14 protein-coding genes and 3 tRNA genes are annotated in these 15,931 nt (G+C 74.9%); 11 read left to right on the top strand and 6 right to left on the bottom strand.

Annotated features, from left to right (window positions below; translation table 11 throughout):
- Positions 1-125 precede the first annotated feature (125 nt).
- On the top strand, positions 126-1,352 hold the full coding sequence (locus tag ACI79B_RS18795; protein ID WP_456929537.1) for a PQQ-dependent sugar dehydrogenase: 1,227 nt from the start codon (positions 126-128) through the stop codon (positions 1,350-1,352).
- Here the strand turns inward: ACI79B_RS18795 and ACI79B_RS18790 are convergent.
- On the bottom strand, positions 1,336-1,995 hold the full coding sequence (locus tag ACI79B_RS18790; protein WP_456929536.1) for a pyridoxamine 5'-phosphate oxidase family protein: 660 nt from the start codon (positions 1,993-1,995) through the stop codon (positions 1,336-1,338). The genes ACI79B_RS18795 and ACI79B_RS18790 overlap by 17 nt on opposite strands.
- Positions 1,996-2,086: 91 nt before the next feature.
- Here ACI79B_RS18790 and pdxR point away from each other — a divergent pair, with 91 nt between their 5' ends.
- Entirely contained in the window at positions 2,087-3,469 is a 1,383-nt protein-coding gene (gene pdxR, locus ACI79B_RS18785) for a MocR-like pyridoxine biosynthesis transcription factor PdxR (RefSeq protein WP_456929539.1), read from the top strand.
- A gap of 25 nt (positions 3,470-3,494) precedes the next feature.
- Here the strand turns inward: pdxR and ACI79B_RS18780 are convergent, their stop codons facing one another.
- Both ACI79B_RS18780 and ACI79B_RS18775 read right to left on the bottom strand, forming a co-directional pair.
- Positions 3,495-4,607 (bottom strand): 2-oxoacid:ferredoxin oxidoreductase subunit beta, encoded by a 1,113-nt coding sequence (locus tag ACI79B_RS18780; protein ID WP_456929535.1) that lies wholly within the window; start codon positions 4,605-4,607, stop codon positions 3,495-3,497.
- The gene (locus ACI79B_RS18775) at positions 4,604-6,547 is read right to left on the bottom strand and encodes a 2-oxoacid:acceptor oxidoreductase subunit alpha (protein ID WP_456929534.1); all 1,944 of its coding nucleotides are present in this window, start codon (positions 6,545-6,547) and stop codon (positions 4,604-4,606) included. Before ACI79B_RS18775 ends, ACI79B_RS18780 begins: the two co-directional genes overlap by 4 nt.
- A 202-nt stretch (positions 6,548-6,749) precedes the next feature.
- Between ACI79B_RS18775 and htpX the strand changes: the two genes are divergently transcribed.
- Positions 6,750-7,625, top strand: coding sequence for a zinc metalloprotease HtpX (gene htpX / locus ACI79B_RS18770; protein ID WP_456929533.1), 876 nt, complete (start codon positions 6,750-6,752; stop codon positions 7,623-7,625).
- Between the two features lie 7 nt (positions 7,626-7,632).
- Here htpX and ACI79B_RS18765 read toward each other — a convergent pair whose 3' ends face one another.
- Entirely contained in the window at positions 7,633-8,673 is a 1,041-nt protein-coding gene (locus ACI79B_RS18765; RefSeq protein ID WP_456929532.1) for an anti-sigma factor RsbA family regulatory protein, read from the bottom strand.
- 91 nt (positions 8,674-8,764) lie between these two features.
- Positions 8,765-9,256, bottom strand: coding sequence for a YajQ family cyclic di-GMP-binding protein (locus ACI79B_RS18760; RefSeq protein WP_456929531.1), 492 nt, complete (start codon positions 9,254-9,256; stop codon positions 8,765-8,767).
- An 89-nt stretch (positions 9,257-9,345) separates the two neighbouring features.
- Here ACI79B_RS18760 and ACI79B_RS18755 point away from each other — a divergent pair.
- Positions 9,346-9,427, top strand: a tRNA-Tyr gene (locus ACI79B_RS18755).
- Between the two features lie 68 nt (positions 9,428-9,495).
- Here the strand turns inward: ACI79B_RS18755 and ACI79B_RS18750 are convergent.
- On the bottom strand, positions 9,496-9,939 hold the full coding sequence (locus tag ACI79B_RS18750) for a pilus assembly protein TadG-related protein (RefSeq protein WP_456929530.1): 444 nt from the start codon (positions 9,937-9,939) through the stop codon (positions 9,496-9,498).
- Positions 9,940-10,471: 532 nt separating this feature from the next.
- Between ACI79B_RS18750 and ACI79B_RS18745 the strand changes: the two genes are divergently transcribed.
- From ACI79B_RS18745 to ACI79B_RS18715, 7 genes are all read left to right on the top strand, one after another.
- Entirely contained in the window at positions 10,472-13,015 is a 2,544-nt protein-coding gene (locus ACI79B_RS18745) for a putative bifunctional diguanylate cyclase/phosphodiesterase (RefSeq protein ID WP_456929529.1), read from the top strand.
- An 85-nt stretch (positions 13,016-13,100) separates the two neighbouring features.
- Positions 13,101-13,173 (top strand) — tRNA-Thr (locus ACI79B_RS18740).
- A 45-nt stretch (positions 13,174-13,218) separates the two neighbouring features.
- Positions 13,219-13,292: transfer RNA gene (locus tag ACI79B_RS18735), tRNA-Met, on the top strand.
- A 100-nt stretch (positions 13,293-13,392) separates the two neighbouring features.
- Positions 13,393-13,557: a 50S ribosomal protein L33 gene (gene rpmG / locus ACI79B_RS18730; RefSeq protein WP_387987806.1), complete on the top strand. Its 165-nt coding sequence runs from the start codon at positions 13,393-13,395 to the stop codon at positions 13,555-13,557.
- Positions 13,558-13,589: 32 nt separating this feature from the next.
- The gene (locus ACI79B_RS18725) at positions 13,590-14,036 is read left to right on the top strand and encodes an FAS1-like dehydratase domain-containing protein (RefSeq protein ID WP_456929528.1); all 447 of its coding nucleotides are present in this window, start codon (positions 13,590-13,592) and stop codon (positions 14,034-14,036) included.
- Positions 14,033-14,461 (top strand): MaoC/PaaZ C-terminal domain-containing protein, encoded by a 429-nt coding sequence (locus ACI79B_RS18720; protein ID WP_456929527.1) that lies wholly within the window; start codon positions 14,033-14,035, stop codon positions 14,459-14,461. The genes ACI79B_RS18725 and ACI79B_RS18720 overlap by 4 nt, the downstream gene beginning before the upstream one ends.
- Complete coding sequence (locus ACI79B_RS18715; protein ID WP_456929526.1) at positions 14,458-15,906, top strand: M1 family aminopeptidase; 1,449 nt, start codon at positions 14,458-14,460, stop codon at positions 15,904-15,906. Before ACI79B_RS18720 ends, ACI79B_RS18715 begins: the two co-directional genes overlap by 4 nt.
- Positions 15,907-15,931 lie beyond the last annotated feature (25 nt).

Below are 15,931 nucleotides of genomic sequence, written 5' to 3'. Positions count from 1 at the left end.
CCCGCCGCCCCCCCCCCCCCCCCCCCCCCCCCCCCCCCCCCCCCCCCCCCCCCCCCCCCCCCCCCCCCCCCCCCCCCCCCCCCCCCCCCCCCCCCCCCCCCCCCCGCTCGGGGATGCTCGGCGCCGTGAGGTCCTCCCGCGCCGTGCTCCTGGCCGCCGTCCTGGCGCTGGCCGGTTGCTCCGGGACCGACGGAGCCGGCGGGACCGGCGACCTGCCCGGTGCGCAGGAGGACGAGGCGGCCACCGAGGCCCCCGACGCCGGGGCGACCGCGCCGGGCGGCCCGCTCGAGCTGCAGGTCGAGACCGTCCTCGACGGGCTCGACCACCCCTGGGACGTCGCCCAGGCGCCCGACGGCACCCTGCTGCTCGACGAGCGCGGCGGCGGCCTCACCGCGGTGCTGCCCGACGGCACCGCCCGGGAGCTCGACGCCGACTTCTCCGACCTCTTCGCCGACGGCGAGACCGGCCTCATGGGCCTGACCCTGGACCCGGCCTTCGCCGACAACCGCCGGGTCTACACCTGCCAGGGCGTGCAGGAGGACGGCGGCGCGGAGATCCAGGTGATCGCCTGGAACGTCGACGCCGGCTGGACCCGCGTCACCCGCGTCGCCGACCCGCTGGTCGGCGGCATCCCGGTCAACGAACGCACCGGACGGCACGGCGGCTGCCGCGTCCGCTTCGCGCCCGACGGCGCGCTGCTCGTGGGCACCGGCGACAACACCGTCGGCGGCAACCCCCAGGACCGATCGACCCTGGCCGGCAAGGTGCTCCGGGTCGACGCCGCCACCGGCGGGCCCGCGCCGGGCAACCCGTTCGCCGGCGACCCGGACCCGGTCACCCGGCTGCTGCTGAGCTACGGGCACCGGAACGTGCAGGGCATCGCCGTCCGGCCGGGGACCGGGGAGGTCTACACCGTCGAGCAGGGCCCCGACCGCGACGACGAGGTCAACCGGTCGGTGCCCGGCGGCAACTACGGCTGGGACCCCGACGGCGCCGACGGCTCCTACGACGAGAGCGTCCCGATGACCGACCCCCGGCTGCCCGACGCCGTCCCGGCGGTCTGGTCGTCCGGGGACCCCACGATCGCCACCAGCGGTGCCGACTTCCTCAGCGGGACCCCGTGGGGCGGCTACGACGGGCTGCTGCTCGTGGGGGTGCAGAAGGACACCGGCGTGCTCGCGCTGCGGATCGACGACGAGGGGCGGCTGACCGAGCAGTTCCGCGTCCCCGAGCTCGAGGACCGCTTCGGCCGGATCCGGACGCCGCGGCTCGGCGTCGACGGTGCGCTGTACGTCACCACCGACAACGGCGACGGCGAGGACCTCCTCCTGCGCGTCACACCCGCCGGCTGAGCACCCGGTCGGGGACCGGCGTCCCCTCCGGCAGCAGCGGGCAGGGCTCGGGCTCGGCGACGACGGTGCGCAGCGGGAGCACGCCGGCCCACACCGGGAGGCCCAGGTCCTCGTCGTCGTCGACCGGCGGCCCGGTGCGCACCTTGACGCTGGCCTCGGTCAGGTCGAGGGCCAGCAGCGCCGTCGCGGCCAGCTCCCGGCGCGTGGGCCGCCGGGTCGCCGCCCAGGACCCCGGCGCCAGGTGCTCGGTGAGCACCTCCAGACCGAGCAGCCGCTCCTCGGGGTCGGACACCACGCGCGCGGTCCCGTGGACGACGGCGCAGCGGTAGTTGACCGAGTGGTGGAACGCCGAGCGGGCGTAGACGACGCCGTCGAGGTGGGTGACGGTGAAGCAGACCGGCGCCCCGGTGGCCGCAGCGCGCAGCGTGGCCGCACCCGTGGAGCCGTGCAGGTAGAGGGTGTCGTCGCGGCGCCCGTAGCCGGTGGGCAGCACGACCGGGGCGTCGCCGAGGACGACGCCGAGGTGGCCGACCAGCCCGGCGTCGAGGACGGCGTGCAGCTCGGCGCGGTCGGTGCGGGCGCGCCCGGCACCCCGACGGACGGTGCTGCGGGCGGTGGGGGACAGCGGCGGCGCGGTGCTCACGGGACCACCCTGCGACGCCGACTGGCCTCCCGGAAGGGCCAGTACGCTGCCGATCGACCAGGCCACTTCGCGCACGGAGGTGCCCGTGGACATGCCACCGGTCGTCCTCGACCGCACCTCTGCCCGCCCGTTGGCGGTGCAGCTCGCCGACGCCCTCCGCAGCGCGGCCGCCGGCGGGGTGCTGCGCCCCGGTGACCGGCTGCCGTCCACCCGCGAGCTCGCTGCCGCCCTGCGCGTCAGTCGCACGGTGACCGCCGCCGCCTACGACCAGCTCCTCGCCGAGGGCTGGGCCGCCGGCCGTCGCGGCGCGGGCACCTTCGTCGTCGGCACCGCCCCCGCCGGGGCGCCGGTGCCCGTGTCGCGCGCCGGACGGACCCGCCCGGCGCCCGCGGCCGTGGACCTCCGCGCCGGGTCGCCGTGCCTGGAGGTGCTCGACCGCGCCGCCTGGCGGCGGGCCTGGCGGGCCGCCGGGGACGAGCTCCCCGACGCCGCGCCCGAGCCCGCGGCCGAGCCCGCCTTCCAGGCCGCGGTGACCGGGCACCTGCTGCGGCACCGCGGCCTGCCGGTGGACCCCGCCGACGTGCTCGCCACCGCGGGCACGTCCGCCGCCGTCAGCGAGGTCGCCCGCCTGCTCCCGCCGGGCAGCCGGGTCGGCGTGGAGGACCCCGGCTACCAGCGGGCGGCCGGGGCCCTGCGCGCGGCCGGCGTCGAGGTGGTGCCCTGCCCGGTCGACGACGACGGCCTGGTCGTCGGCGCCGTCCCGGACGGGCTGGCCGCGGTCTACTGCACGCCGGCGCACCAGTGGCCGCTGGGCCGGCGGATGTCGGCGGGCCGCCGCGTGGCGCTGGTCGCCCGCGCGCGGGCCGAGGGCTGGTGGGTGCTCGAGGACGACTACGACGGCGAGCTGCGCTACGACGTCGCCCCGCTGCCCCTGCTGGCCGCCCTCGCCCCCGACGTCGTGGTGCACCTCGGCACCAGCAGCAAGGTCGTCAGCCCGACGCTCGGCACCGGCTGGCTGGTGGCGCCGCCGGGCCTGCGGGCGGAGCTCGTGGCCGCCCGGACGGCGACCGGCACCCGTCCCGCCCGGGCCGGGCAGCGGGTGCTCGCGGCGCTGGCGTCCTCGGGCGACCTGGCCCGGCACCTGCGGCGGCTGCGCCGGGAGCTGTCCGAGCGGCGGGCCCTCGTGGTGCAGGCGCTGGCCGCGGCGGGCGTGGCCGTCGCCGGGGACCCGGCGGGGGCGCACGTGTTCGTCCCGCTGCCGGACCGCGCGGCCGAGGAGGCGGTGGTCGCCGCCGCGGCCGCCCGCGGGCTCGCCGTCGACGGGCTGGCCCGGCACCTGACCGGCCCGGGGCCGCACGACCCGGCCGCCGGCCTGGTCCTGGGCTTCGCCGCCCCGTCCCGCGACCGGCTCACCGGGGCCCTCCCTCTCCTCGCCGGGGTGCTCGCGGAGACGCGTCGGGCCCGCCTCCCCTGAGGGAGACGGGCCCGGCGGAGACGCCTCAGGCGGAGACGGTCCAGGTGTCGTTGCCGGCCAGCAGCGCGTCGAGGTCGCCGGCGCCGCCGGTGCGGGCCTCCTCGAGCTGGTCGAGCATCATCCGGTCGTAGGTGGGCTTGCGCACCGACCGGAAGACGCCCATCGGCGTGTACCGCAGGTCCTGGCTGGACAGCCGGGACAGCGCGAACGCGTAGGACGGGTCCTGGCGGGTCGCGTCGTGGACGACGATCTCGCTCGCGTCGACCTGGTTGGTCTCGGCGATCCGCAGGCCCCCGAAATCGTCGCGGACCACGCACGAGGCGCCGTCCGGGCCGAACACCAGCGGCTCGCCGTGGACCAGCGGGATCGTCCACATCGGGCCGGTGGCCGGGTCCTTGAGCAGGTCGAAGGCGCCGTCGTTGAAGATGTTGCAGTTCTGGTAGATCTCCACGAGCGCGGTGCCCTCGTGCTCGGCCGCCTGCCGCAGCACCTCGGTGAGGCCCTTGCGGTCGGAGTCCATCGCCCGGCCGACGAACGTGGCGTCGGCGCCGATGGCCAGCGAGACCGGGTTGAACGGGTGGTCCAGCGAGCCCATCGGCGTGGACTTGGTGACCTTGCCGACCTCGGACGTCGGCGAGTACTGACCCTTGGTCAGCCCGTAGATCCGGTTGTTGAACAGCAGGATCGTCATGTTCACGTTGCGGCGCAGCGCGTGGATCAGGTGGTTGCCGCCGATCGACAGCGCGTCGCCGTCACCGGTCACGACCCACACCGACAGGTCCGGCCGGGAGGCGGCCAGGCCGGTGGCGATGGCCGGGGCGCGGCCGTGGATCGAGTGCATCCCGTAGGTGTTCATGTAGTACGGGAAGCGCGAGGAGCAGCCGATGCCCGAGACGATGACCATGTCCTCGCGGGCGATCCCGAGCGAGGGCAGGAAGCTCTGGACGGCGTTGAGGATGACGTAGTCACCGCAGCCGGGGCACCAGCGCACCTCCTGGTCGGTCTTCATGTCCTTGGCCTTGAGGGCCGTCTGCTTCTCGCCCTGACTGACGACCGAGTCGGCGATCGCCTGCTGGATGCGGTCGTCGATCGGCGTCCCCGGCATGCCGAGGTCGTGCACGTGCGGGGAGGTGGTCACTGCTGGCCTCCGGTGCTGGCGGTCGGAGTGGTGGAGTCGATGACGTCCTGGACCACCCCGGCCAGCTCGGCGGCCCGGAAGGGCAGCCCGCGCACCTGGGTGTGGCTCTGGACGTCGACGAGGTACTTGGCGCGGAGCAGCAGCGCGAGCTGCCCCATGTTCATCTCGGGGCAGACCACCCGGTCGTACCGGCTCAGCACCTCGCCGAGGTCGGCCGGCATCGGGCTGACGTGCCGCAGGTGGATCTGGGCGACCTTGCGGCCCGAGCGCCGGATCCGCCGGCAGGCGGCCCCGATCGGCCCGTAGGTGGAGCCCCAGCCGATGACCGCGACCCGCGCGTCGCCGTCGGGGTCGTCGACGTCGGTGGGCGGGATGTCGGCGGCGATGCCGTCGACCTTGGCCTGCCGCAGCCGGGTCATGAGGTCGTGGTTGGCCGGGTCGTAGGAGATGTTGCCGGTCTTGTCGGCCTTCTCCAGCCCGCCGATGCGGTGCTGCATGCCCGCGGTGCCCGGGACCGCCCACGGCCGGGCCAGGGTCTCGGGGTCGCGCAGGTAGGGCAGGAACTCCGGCGTCCCGTCGGCGGTGGCGCCGTTGGGCTCGGTGGCGAACTCCACCCGCAGGTCGGGCAGCTCGTCGGCGGCCGGGATCGCCCACGGCTCGGCGCCGTTGGCCAGGTAGCCGTCGGAGAGCAGCATGACCGGCGTCCGGTACTTCAGCGCGATCCGCGACGCCTCGAGCGCGGCGTCGAAGCAGTCGGCGGGGGAGCGCGGCGCGATCACCGGCAGCGGCGCCTCGCCGTTGCGGCCGAACATCGCCTGCAGCAGGTCCGACTGCTCGGTCTTGGTGGGCAGGCCGGTCGACGGCCCGCCGCGCTGCACGTCCACGATCACCAGCGGCAGCTCGGTCATCACGGCCAGGCCGATGGTCTCGGACTTCAGCGAGACGCCGGGGCCCGACGTCGTCGTGATGCCCAGCGCGCCGCCGAACGAGGCGCCCAGCGCCGCGCCGATGCCGGCGATCTCGTCCTCGGCCTGGAAGGTGCGCACGCCGAAGGCCTTGTGCCGGGACAGCTCGTGGAGGATGTCCGACGCCGGGGTGATCGGGTAGGCGCCGAGGAAGACCGGCAGGCCCGACCGCTGCCCGGCGGCGACCAGCCCGAGGGCCAGCGCCTGGTTGCCGGAGATGTTGCGGTAGCGGCCCGGTGCCATCGGGGCCGGCTTGATCTCGTAGGAGACGGCGAAGGCCTCGGTCGTGTCGCCGTAGTTGTAGCCGGCGCGGAAGGCCGCGATGTTCGCCGCGGCGATCTCCGGCTTGCGGCGGAACTGCCGCTCCAGGAAGCGCACGGTGCCCTCGGTGGGCCGGTGGTACATCCAGCTCAGCAGGCCGAGGGTGAACATGTTCTTGCTCCGCTCGGCCTCCTTCTTGCCGAGCCCGGAGTCCTTGAGCGCCTCGAGGGTCATGGAGGTCAGCGGCACGGCGACGACCTGCCAGCCGTCGAGCGAGCCGTCCTCGAGGGGGTTGGTCGCGTAGCCGACCTTCGCCAGGTTGCGCGGGGTGAACTCGTCGCTGTCGGCGATCACCAGCCCGCCGCCGGGCAGGTCGGAGAGGTTGGCCTTGAGCGCCGCGGGGTTCATCGCGACCAGCACGTCCGGGGCGTCGCCCGGCGTCATGATGTCGTGGTCGGCGAAGTGCAGCTGGAAGGAGCTGACGCCGGGCAGGGTCCCCGTCGGCGCGCGGATCTCGGCGGGGAAGTTGGGCAGCGTCGACAGGTCGTTGCCGAAGGACGCCGTCTCGCTGGTGAACCGGTTGCCGGTCAGCTGCATCCCGTCGCCGGAGTCGCCGGCCAGCCGGATGACGACGCGGTCGAGTTCGACGACGCTCTTGACCAGCCCGCCGGGGGCCGAGCTGCCGGGCGTGAGGGGCGATCCGGTGACGGTCATCAGGTTTACCTCCGACGGCTCAGGTTACGGGCCGGGTTCACGTGCCGGTCCTGTGAGGCAGCTCACGGGACCCGTCGCCGAGTGCGGCACTCTCGGCACCAACCCTCCCCGACGGACCGCTGTTCCGCTCCACTCCCGTCCGTGACGGGGGTCGCAGCGCGGGGCCGGGAACGGCGGTCGCGGCCGTTCCGTTCACCGGGGCGTGCGGCGATGGGACAACGGGGTGCGGACGGCGCTCCTCCTCGGCCTGGTGGCCGGTCTCGCCCTCGCCGCCGGGGCACTGGTGGGCGGGCGGGGCGGTCTGCTCGTGGCGCTCGTCGTCGCGCTCGGGGTCAACGGCTGGGCCTGGTACTCCTCCGACCGGCTGGCCCTGCGCGCGATGCGGGCCTTCCCGGTCACCGAGACGCAGGCGCCGGGCCTGTACGCGATGGTGCGCGAGCTGGCCACCCAGGCCCGCCAGCCGATGCCGCGCCTCTACGTGAGCCCCACCGACCAGCCGAACGCCTTCGCCACCGGGCGCACGCCGCGCCGGGCCGCCGTCTGCTGCACCCAGGGCATCCTCGAGCTGCTCGACCGCCGCGAGCTGCGGGCGGTGCTCGCCCACGAGCTCTCGCACGTCCGCAACCGCGACGTCCTGGTCGGCTGCGTCGCCGGCGCCCTGGCCAGCGTCGTCACCTACCTGGCGCACCTGGCCACGTTCGCCACGCTGTTCGGCGGCCGCTCCGACGACGACCGCGACGGCGGCGTCCTCGGGACCCTGCTGCTGGTGCTGCTCGGCCCGCTGGCCGCCGGGCTGGTGCGGCTGGCGGTCACCCGCGGCCGCGAGTACGAGGCCGACGCCGACGGCGCCCGCCTCAGCGGGGACCCGCTGGCCCTGGCCAGCGCCCTGCGCCGCATCTCCGCCGGCGCCACGGCCCGCCCGCTGCCCGCCGACGACCGGCTGGTCGCGCAGAGCCACCTCATGATCGCGGCGCCGGTCCGTGCCGCGGGGCTGGCGGCGCTGTTCTCCACCCACCCGCCCATGGACCAGCGGATCGCCCGGCTGGAGCGGATGGCGGGGGAGTCCGGCCGCGGCTGACCGGGCCTCAGGCCCAGGAGGTCGACAGGCGCACGCTGGTGCCCGCGTCGTCGCGGCGGATCGTCACGTGGTCGCACAGCTGGCGGGCCAGCCACAGGCCCATCCCGCCGTGGGACAGGTCCTCCCCGTGCGCGGGCCCGTAGCCGGCGAACGGGTCGTCCAGGCCGCGGCCGGAGTCGCGGATGGTGGCCACCAGCCGCCCGGGCGCCGTCCACAGCCGCAGCCCCGCCGGCGGGGAGCCGTGCCGGACCGCGTTGGAGGTCATCTCGTCGACCGCCATGAGGAAGTCCTCGAGCACGTCGGCCGGCCCGTCGACGGCGCCCAGGCGGGCGCGGACGGCGTGCCGGAGGCCCGCGTAGTCGCTGATGTCGTCGTCGGCCAGCGCCGGGGCCGTGGCCTCCAGCGGCTCGTCGGGCACCGGCAGGGCCCGCAGGTAGGCGGCCGGGTCGACGTACCCGGGGTTGACCGCCCGGCCGTCGGGGGTGACGACGCCGGGGTGCGTGTGCAGCGCGGAGGCCAGCAGCGGGTCGGGGAGGGCGGAGCTGAACACGCACAGCCCCCACAGCGGCAGGGCCGCGAACGCGTCGTTGACGACCGACTCGTAGGCCTGCCACTCCCGCCAGTCCGCCGGGCCGGCGCCGAAGTCGACCTCGCCGACGCACCGGACCAGCCGGCCGGACGCGGCGTGCTGCTCGGCGAACCGGCGGAAGGCCGTGATCGCCGTGGGGGTGCGGGACCGGTACAGCTCCTGCCGCTCGACGACGACCACCCGCGGGTCCCGGCCGACGGCCTCCCACAGCGGGCCGGCGGTCTCCGGCCCGGTCGCGATCACGGCCGCGTCCCCGGCCTCCAGGCCCTCGAGCAGCCACGGCGCGGCAGCGGCGGCGACGTCGTGGGCCGAGTCGTAGACGAGCGCGTCGTGCCGTGTGCCCGCGGGCGGCAGGGAGCCCGCGTCGTCTGCGTCGTGGCCGGCGGCGGCGGAGCCGTCGCGGCGCGCTGCGCCGTCGCCGGGCTCCCCACCGGTCCGCCGGCTCCCGTGGAGGACCATCCCCTCCACGGTAACCGGCCCCGCCGGGGGCTCGTACGCCCGCGGACGGCGACCGCCCGATCGGAGCGGTCGCCGTCCGCGGGGCCGCCGGTCAGCGGTAGTTGTCGAACTGGAGGGCGACGTCGAGGTCCTGCGCGCGCAGCAGTCGCTGCACCTCCTGCAGGTCGTCCCGCTTCTTGCCGCTGACGCGGAGCTGGTCGCCCTGGATCTGGGCCTGGACGCCCTTGGGGCCCTCGTCGCGGATGATCTTCGCGATCTTCTTGGCCACGTCGGACTCGATGCCCTGCTTGATCCGCGCCGACAGCTTGTAGGCCTTGCCGGAGGACTGCGGCTCGTCGGCGTCGAGGGCCTTGAGCGAGATGCCGCGCTTGACGAGCTTGTCCCTGAAGACGTCGAGAGCGGCGTTGACCCGCTCCTCGGTGTCGGCCTGGAGGAGGACGCCGTTCTCCCCGGCCCAGGCGATGCTGGCGTTGGTCCCGCGGAAGTCGAAGCGCTGGGCGAGCTCCTTGCCCGCCTGGTTGATCGCGTTGTCGATCTCCTGGTGGTCGACCTTGCTCACGACGTCGAAGGACGAGTCGGCCATGTCTGCTCCTCACCCCGCGCGGAGGACCCGCGACGGGACCTCGTCGGGCCGTCGCCGGCCCGTCTTGTACGCTCTCCCCGTGGGTCCACGGCGGGTTGCCCGAGTGGCCAATGGGAGCGGACTGTAAATCCGTCGGCTTAGCCTACGAAGGTTCGAATCCTTCACCCGCCACCCCTCGCAGAGCGGCCCCCGACCGGCAGGTCGGGGGCCGCTCCCGCGTTCCGGGCCCGGGTCCGGCCTCAGGGCAGCGTCGGGGCCTGCGCGCCGGCGACCGCGGTGACCTCCAGCGGCCGCCCGCCGAGGAACAGCCAGCCGAAGGCGATCTGCACCGACCGCGTGCAGCGGACCGTGACCTCGGTGCCGTCGGTCTCCGCCGACCAGGCGTCCAGGGCGGTCCCGCCGTCGGCCAGGTGGTCGGCGACGGCGGCCCGCGCCGACTCGCCGGTCAGCGGCAGCACCGCGCCCACGCCGATGGCGTAGACCCGCCCCTCGTCGGTCCGGTTGGCGGCGGCCAGTGCCGCGCCGTCGCACACCGCCTGCACGTCCTGGTGCTCGAGGAAGGCGTCGGACGCGGCGACCGCGCCCAGTGCCATGAACGCGGCGACCAGCCAGCAGACGAGGACGAAGGGCATCGCGGAGCCGCGCTCCGCCTCGCTGCCGCCCGGTCGCCTGCCTCCCCGCACGGCGGGCAGCGTAGGTGCGGCGCGGCCCCGGCGGACCGCCGTCCACAGACCCGGTCGATCACACGGGCACCACCTGTCACCCGTGCCGGTGACCAACTGCTGATCAACAACCACCGTCCGTAGTGACACTACGGGCCGTCACCCGTTCGTGATGCTCTGTGCTTGCCTCGCCCGAGTGAGGGAAACGAAGGTTCCGGGCGCGGTCCGTACTCGAACGACGCTCTGCCCCCGCGCCTGGGTGACAGCCGCAGTTGCCAGCTGTCTTTTCCATGCCTGAGGAGGCGTCATGAACGAGCGTGGTGCGAAGTGGGCTCGCGGGGCCAAGTGGGCGCGGGGCGCCAAGTGGGCCCGGGGTGCGAAGTGGGCTCGCGGAGCCAAGTGGGCCTGATCCGCGGCTGACCCCGTCCCGAGCGGGGCGGGGTCACGGGTGGGGCGACCGCCCCTCCCTCCTTGGGGTCGGATCGGTTCTGGAGGACGGCCTGCGCTGTTAGCCTCAGCGCCGCCTCCTCCCTCCTCACAGATCCGGATCACCTTGGCGAGTCGCGCGCGTGCCACGCCCCGTCGTGTCGGCGCGCTGCTGCCCCTGGGCGTGATCGCCGCCGCCGGCGTCCTGCTCGCGACGGTTGCCGGCCTGCTGGTCTTCCCTGCCGCGCCGGCCGAGTTCCGGCTGGTGCCCTTCCTCGTCGTCGTGGCGGCCTTCTTCGCCACCGACATGGTCTCCCTGCACGTGGAGTTCCGGCGCCAGACGGTGGCGTGGTCGGTGAGCGAGCTCGCCCTGACGATCGCGCTGGTCGAGTTCGGCGGCATCTGGGCGGCGGTGGCCCGTGTTGTGGGGCTCGGCGCGAGCATGGCCTACCAGCGCTATGCCTGGGCGAAGATGGTCTACAACCTCGCGGTCGCCGTCATCGAGGTGGCTGCGGCCGTCACCGTGCTGCAGGTGCTGCCGTTCGGGACGCTGGAGGACCCGCTCAGCTGGGTGAGTCTCCTGGTCGCCGTCCTGGTCGCCGACCTCGTGGGTGCTCCGCTCGTCGTGGCGGCCATCCGACTCAGCGGCGGCAACCCCACGTTGCGGCTGTGGAAGGAACTGCTGCTCCCGATCGGGGTCGTCGCCCCCTTCGCCGTCTCCGTCGGGCTGGTGGCCACACTCCTCAACGCCCGGACCGGCTGGGCGGCCTTCCTCATCGCCCCCGCGGCGGTGGCGGTCATCCTGTTGTTCCGGCGGTTCGCCCAGGTCTCCCGGGCGGGGCAGGGGCTGGAGCAGATCTACGACTTCGCCCGGCGGATCGAGTCCGTGTCGCCCGACCAGGACGGGCCGCTCGAGATCGCCGTCGCGGTCAAGGAGCTGCTCAACGCGGACAAGGTCGCGCTGTGGCTGCCGCCCTACCTCGACGAGCCGCCGCGGCTGGTCGTGGCCGGCGACGGCGGCGTCACCTGGTACGACGGGCCGGCCGACCCCGAGGACGTCCTGCGCCAGCGGGTGCTGACGCCCGGGTCGTCCGAGCCGGTCCTGGTGACCGCCGGCCGGGCGACGCCCGCCGAGTCCGCCGCACTGGCCCGCCGCGGCGCCCAGGAGGTCCTCGGCGCCCCCGTGGCCACGGCGGCCGGCGAGCCCGGCTACCTGGAGGTGTGCGACCGGCGCAGCGACGTCGTGTCCTTCTCCGGCAGCGACCGCTCCGCCCTGGACTCGATGCTGACCCACGTCAACGCGGCGATCCGCCAGCAGCAGCTGCTCACCCAGATCCGCTACGACGCCGACCACGACCGGCTCACCGGGCTGCCCAACCGGCAGCGGCTGGCCGCCGAGATCGACCAGATGCTCGGCGCCGACCCGGTCGGGGCGCGGGCCGGCCTGGTCCTCGCCGCCCTGGACAACCACACCGAGATCGTCGACACCCTCGGCCACGCCGCGGCCGACGAGCTGCTGCTGGTCACCGCGGGCCTGCTGCGCGAGCACGCGCCGCCGGACGCGCTCGTCACGCGGATGGAGGGCGAGCAGTTCGCCGTCCTCCTGCCCGGCCTGTCCCTGCCGGCGACCGAGCGGGCCGCCCGGCGGCTGCGCGAGGCCACCTCGACCCGGGCGCGGGTCGCCGGCCTGGACCTGGAGGTCACGCTGACCGTCGGCGTCGCGGCCGCACCGGTCCACGGCACGGACTCCGGCACGCTCATGCAGCGGGCCGACGTCGCGCTGCTGGCGGCCGCCTCCGAGAACGGCGGCGTCGCCAGCTACCACCAGGTGCTGGACCAGCAGAGCCTGCGCCGCCTGCAGCTGGGCACCGAGCTCGAGCAGGCCATGGCCGACGGGCAGATCAGCGTCGTCTTCCAGCCGATCATCGACGCCCGGACCTCCGACATCGTCTCGGTGGAGACCCTCGTCCGCTGGGCGCACCCGCGCTTCGGCGCGATCCCGCCGGACGACTTCATCCACCTCGCCGAGCAGATCGGCCGCATCGGCCCGCTCACCGACCACGTGCTGGACCTCGCGCTGGCCCGCTGCCGGCGGTGGCTGGACCAGGACATCGCGCTGTCGGTCGCGGTGAACCTCTCCGCCCGCTGCCTGGCCGAGCCGGACCTGGTCGAGCGGGTGCAGCGGGCGCTGCGCCGCCACGGCGTCCCGGGGGAGCTGCTGATCCTCGAGCTGACCGAGGGCAGCGTCGTCGACGACTCGGTGCGCTCGGGCACCGTCCTCACCGACCTGCACGCCCTGGGCCTGCGGCTGTCGATGGACGACTTCGGGACCGGCTACTCGTCGCTGTCCCAGCTGCGGCAGCTGCCGATCGACGAGGTCAAGATCGACAAGTCCTTCGTGCTGGGGATGTCCACCAGCCAGGGCGAGTCGTTCATCGCCCGCTCGATCATCGAGCTCGCCCACAACCTGGGCCTGCGCGTGGTCGCCGAGGGCGTCGAGGACGAGCTGACCCGCAAGCTGCTCACCGAGATGGGCTGCGACAAGCTCCAGGGCTTCCTGGTCAGCCGGCCGCTGGCCGACGAGGTGCTGGAGAAGTGGCTGCTCGCGCGCACCGGCGTGCGGTCCGCCGCGCCCGGCGCCCAGCACCGCCGTCTGTTCGTCCGCGCCTGACTGTTACAGTCGTCTGGCACACCCCGGAGGGGGTGCGAGACCGCCGGAGACGGTGGGGTAGAGTTCCCTCCGGCTCAGTGAGCACGCCCCTTTAGCTCAGTCGGCAGAGCGTCTCCATGGTAAGGAGAAGGTCTACGGTTCGATTCCGTAAAGGGGCTCCGACCCACCGGTCCTGTCGCGAGACCGGGCCGCGCGGTCTTCCCGGCGGTGTAGCTCAGCCTGGCAGAGCAAGCGGCTCATAATCGCTGTGTCACCGGTTCAAATCCGGTCACCGCTACCCCAGACGGACCCCGTACCCCGGGGTCCGTCGCCGTGTCGGCACCCGCCGCCACGGTCCCCGGCCTCCGGGCCGGTCCGCACAAGGCGAGGAGTGCCCCGTGGCAGCCACCGACGTCCGTCCGAAGATCACCCTGGCCTGCCAGGAGTGCAAGAGCCGCAACTACATCACCCGCAAGAACCGGCGGAACGACCCCGACCGGCTCGAGCTGAAGAAGTACTGCCCGCGGGACAAGAAGCACACGGTCCACCGCGAGACCCGCTGACGCCGGTCCGCGAGGAGCGAGGGAGGGCGGGAGTGGCGCTGGACGCAGGACTGGTCGGGCGCAGCTACCCGCCCTCCGCCGTCTACGAGGTCGGCCGCGCGAAGATCGCCGAGTTCGCCGCCGCCGTCGGCGCGACCGACCCGGTGCACGCCGACGCCGACGCCGCCCGCGCGCTCGGGCACCCGGACGTCGTCGCGCCGCCCACCTTCGCCATCGTGGTCACCCTGGGCGCGGCCGACGTCGTGCTGGACGATCCCGACGTGGCCCTCGACTACAGCCGGGTCGTGCACGGCGAGCAGCGGTTCACCCACCACCGGCCGATCCGCGCCGGCGACCGGCTGGTGAGCACCACGACGATCGAGGCGGTGCGCAGCGTGGCCGGCAACGACCTGCTCACCACCCGCGTCGACGTCGCCACCGAGGACGGCGAGGCCGTCTGCACCGCCACCTCGATGCTCGTGGCCCGGGGGACGGCGTGAGCGCCCGGCTGCGGGCCGCCGACGTCGCCGTCGGCACCGAGCTGCCCGAGCAGACGCACCGGGTCACCCGCGCGGACCTGGTCCGCTACGCGGGCGCCTCCGGCGACCTGAACCCGATCCACTGGAGCGACCGGGTCGCCACCGGCGTCGGCCTGCCCGGCGTCATCGCGCACGGGATGCTCACGATGGGCCTGGCCGCCCGCGCGGTGACCGACTGGGCCGGCGACCCGGGCGCCGTCGTCGAGTACCAGGTCCGCTTCGGCCGCCCGGTGGTCGTGCCCGACGACGACGCCGGCGCCGAGGTCACCGTCCGTGGCCGGGTGGGCGCCGTCCTCGACGGCGGCCGGGTGCGCGTGGACCTCACGGTCACCAGCGGCGGCGAGAAGGTGCTGTCCCTCGCCCGCGCCACCGTCGCGCTGGCATGACCCCCCGGCGGGCCCTGCCGGCCGCGGCCGCGGCGCTGCTCCTGCTGGCCGGCTGCGGCACCTCCTTCACCGAGACGCTCGCCGCGGAGGAGTCCGCGTCGGCGGCGCCGTCGTCGCCCGCGTCGTCCGAGGGCGGGGACGACGCCCCGAGCTGCCCGGCCGAGCGCGCCGAGCCCGATCCCGACCGCCCCGTCGTCGACCTGGAGTTCCGGCTCTCCGACGACGGGCGCACCGTCACCGGCACCGAGAACGTCGTCTTCACCCCGGACCGCGCCACCGACGAGATGGTGTTCCGGCTGGTGCCCAACAGCCCCGGCGCGGCCGAGCTCGGCAACCGGATCACCGTCGACGACGTCCGCGGCGCCGACGTCGACCAGGCCGGCTACGAGGACGCCGGCGCCGAGGGCCCGGGCGGGCTCTACGTGCTCCAGCTCGACGGCGAGCTGGAGGCCGGCGAGTCCACCGAGGTGGAGCTGGACTTCACCGTCTCCCTCGGCGGCAGCGGCTTCGAGCGGCTGGGCACGGCCGAGGACGTGTCCTGGTGGGCCAGCGGCTTCCCCCTGCTGGCCTGGGAACCCGGCGTCGGGTGGGCGCGCGACCCGTTCGTCGGAATCCTCGGCGAGACCGCCACCAGCCCGGTCGCCGACACCACGATCAGCGTCTCGGCGCCCGAGGACCTCGTCGTCCTCATGACCGGCGACCAGGACGAGCCCTCCGGGCCCGAGGACGGCCGGCGCACCTGGACCGCGAACGAGCCGGTCGCCCGCGACGTCAGCGTCGCCGCCGGGGACTTCCGGACCGCCACGCTCACCTCGCCGAACGGCGTCGAGATCACCACCGGGGTGCTGCCGGACTCGCGCACCGGCCCGGGCGAGCTCGCCGACTGGACCAGCGACGACGTGACCGCCCTCGCCGACCGGTTCGGCCCCTTCCCGTACGACACCCTCACCGTGCCGCTGCTGCCCGACGCGGGCGGCGGCATCGAGTACCCGAGCTCGATCCTGCTCGCCGGCGCCAGCCGGGTCGTGCTCGAGCACGAGGTCGCGCACATGTGGTTCTACGGGATGGTCGGCGACTCGCAGTTCCGCGACCCGTGGCTCGACGAGGCCTTCGCGACCTACGCCGAGAGCGACGGCGACGTGCCGCAGGAGCGGCTCGACGCGACGCTGGCCGCACCGGGCGACGTCGGCGCGGCGATGGACGAGTTCTCCGACACCGGCAGCTACTTCGACGTCGTCTACGGCAAGGGCGGCGCCGCGCTGCTGGCCGCCCGGCAGGCCGCCGGTGCCGCGGAGTTCGACGCGGCGCTGCGCTGCTACGTGCAGGTCAACGCGTGGACGATCGCCACGCCCGCCGACCTGGCGCAGGCGCTGGCCGACCTCCCGGCCGCCACCGAGGTGCTGGTGGCGGCCGGCGCCCTCGACGAGGACGACCTCCCGGACTAGTCGACGACCTTCCGGTGTGATCACG

The sequence above is a fragment of the Geodermatophilus sp. SYSU D00879 genome, from assembly GCF_054050375.1.
The sequence above is the reverse complement of the archived record's forward strand: the minus strand, read 5'-3'. Positions and strand labels throughout refer to the sequence as shown.

Excerpts from the sequence above, each read along its gene's own strand:
- pdxR (WP_456929539.1), top strand. The coding sequence starts at position 2,087 with ATGCCACCGGTCGTCCTCGACCGCACCTCTGCCCGCCCGTTGGCGGTG.
- ACI79B_RS18775 (WP_456929534.1), bottom strand. The coding sequence starts at position 6,547 with ATGACCGTCACCGGATCGCCCCTCACGCCCGGCAGCTCGGCCCCCGGC.
- ACI79B_RS18765 (WP_456929532.1), bottom strand. The coding sequence starts at position 8,673 with ATGGTCCTCCACGGGAGCCGGCGGACCGGTGGGGAGCCCGGCGACGGC.
- ACI79B_RS18760 (WP_456929531.1), bottom strand. The coding sequence starts at position 9,256 with ATGGCCGACTCGTCCTTCGACGTCGTGAGCAAGGTCGACCACCAGGAG.
- ACI79B_RS18715 (WP_456929526.1), top strand. The coding sequence starts at position 14,458 with ATGACCCCCCGGCGGGCCCTGCCGGCCGCGGCCGCGGCGCTGCTCCTG.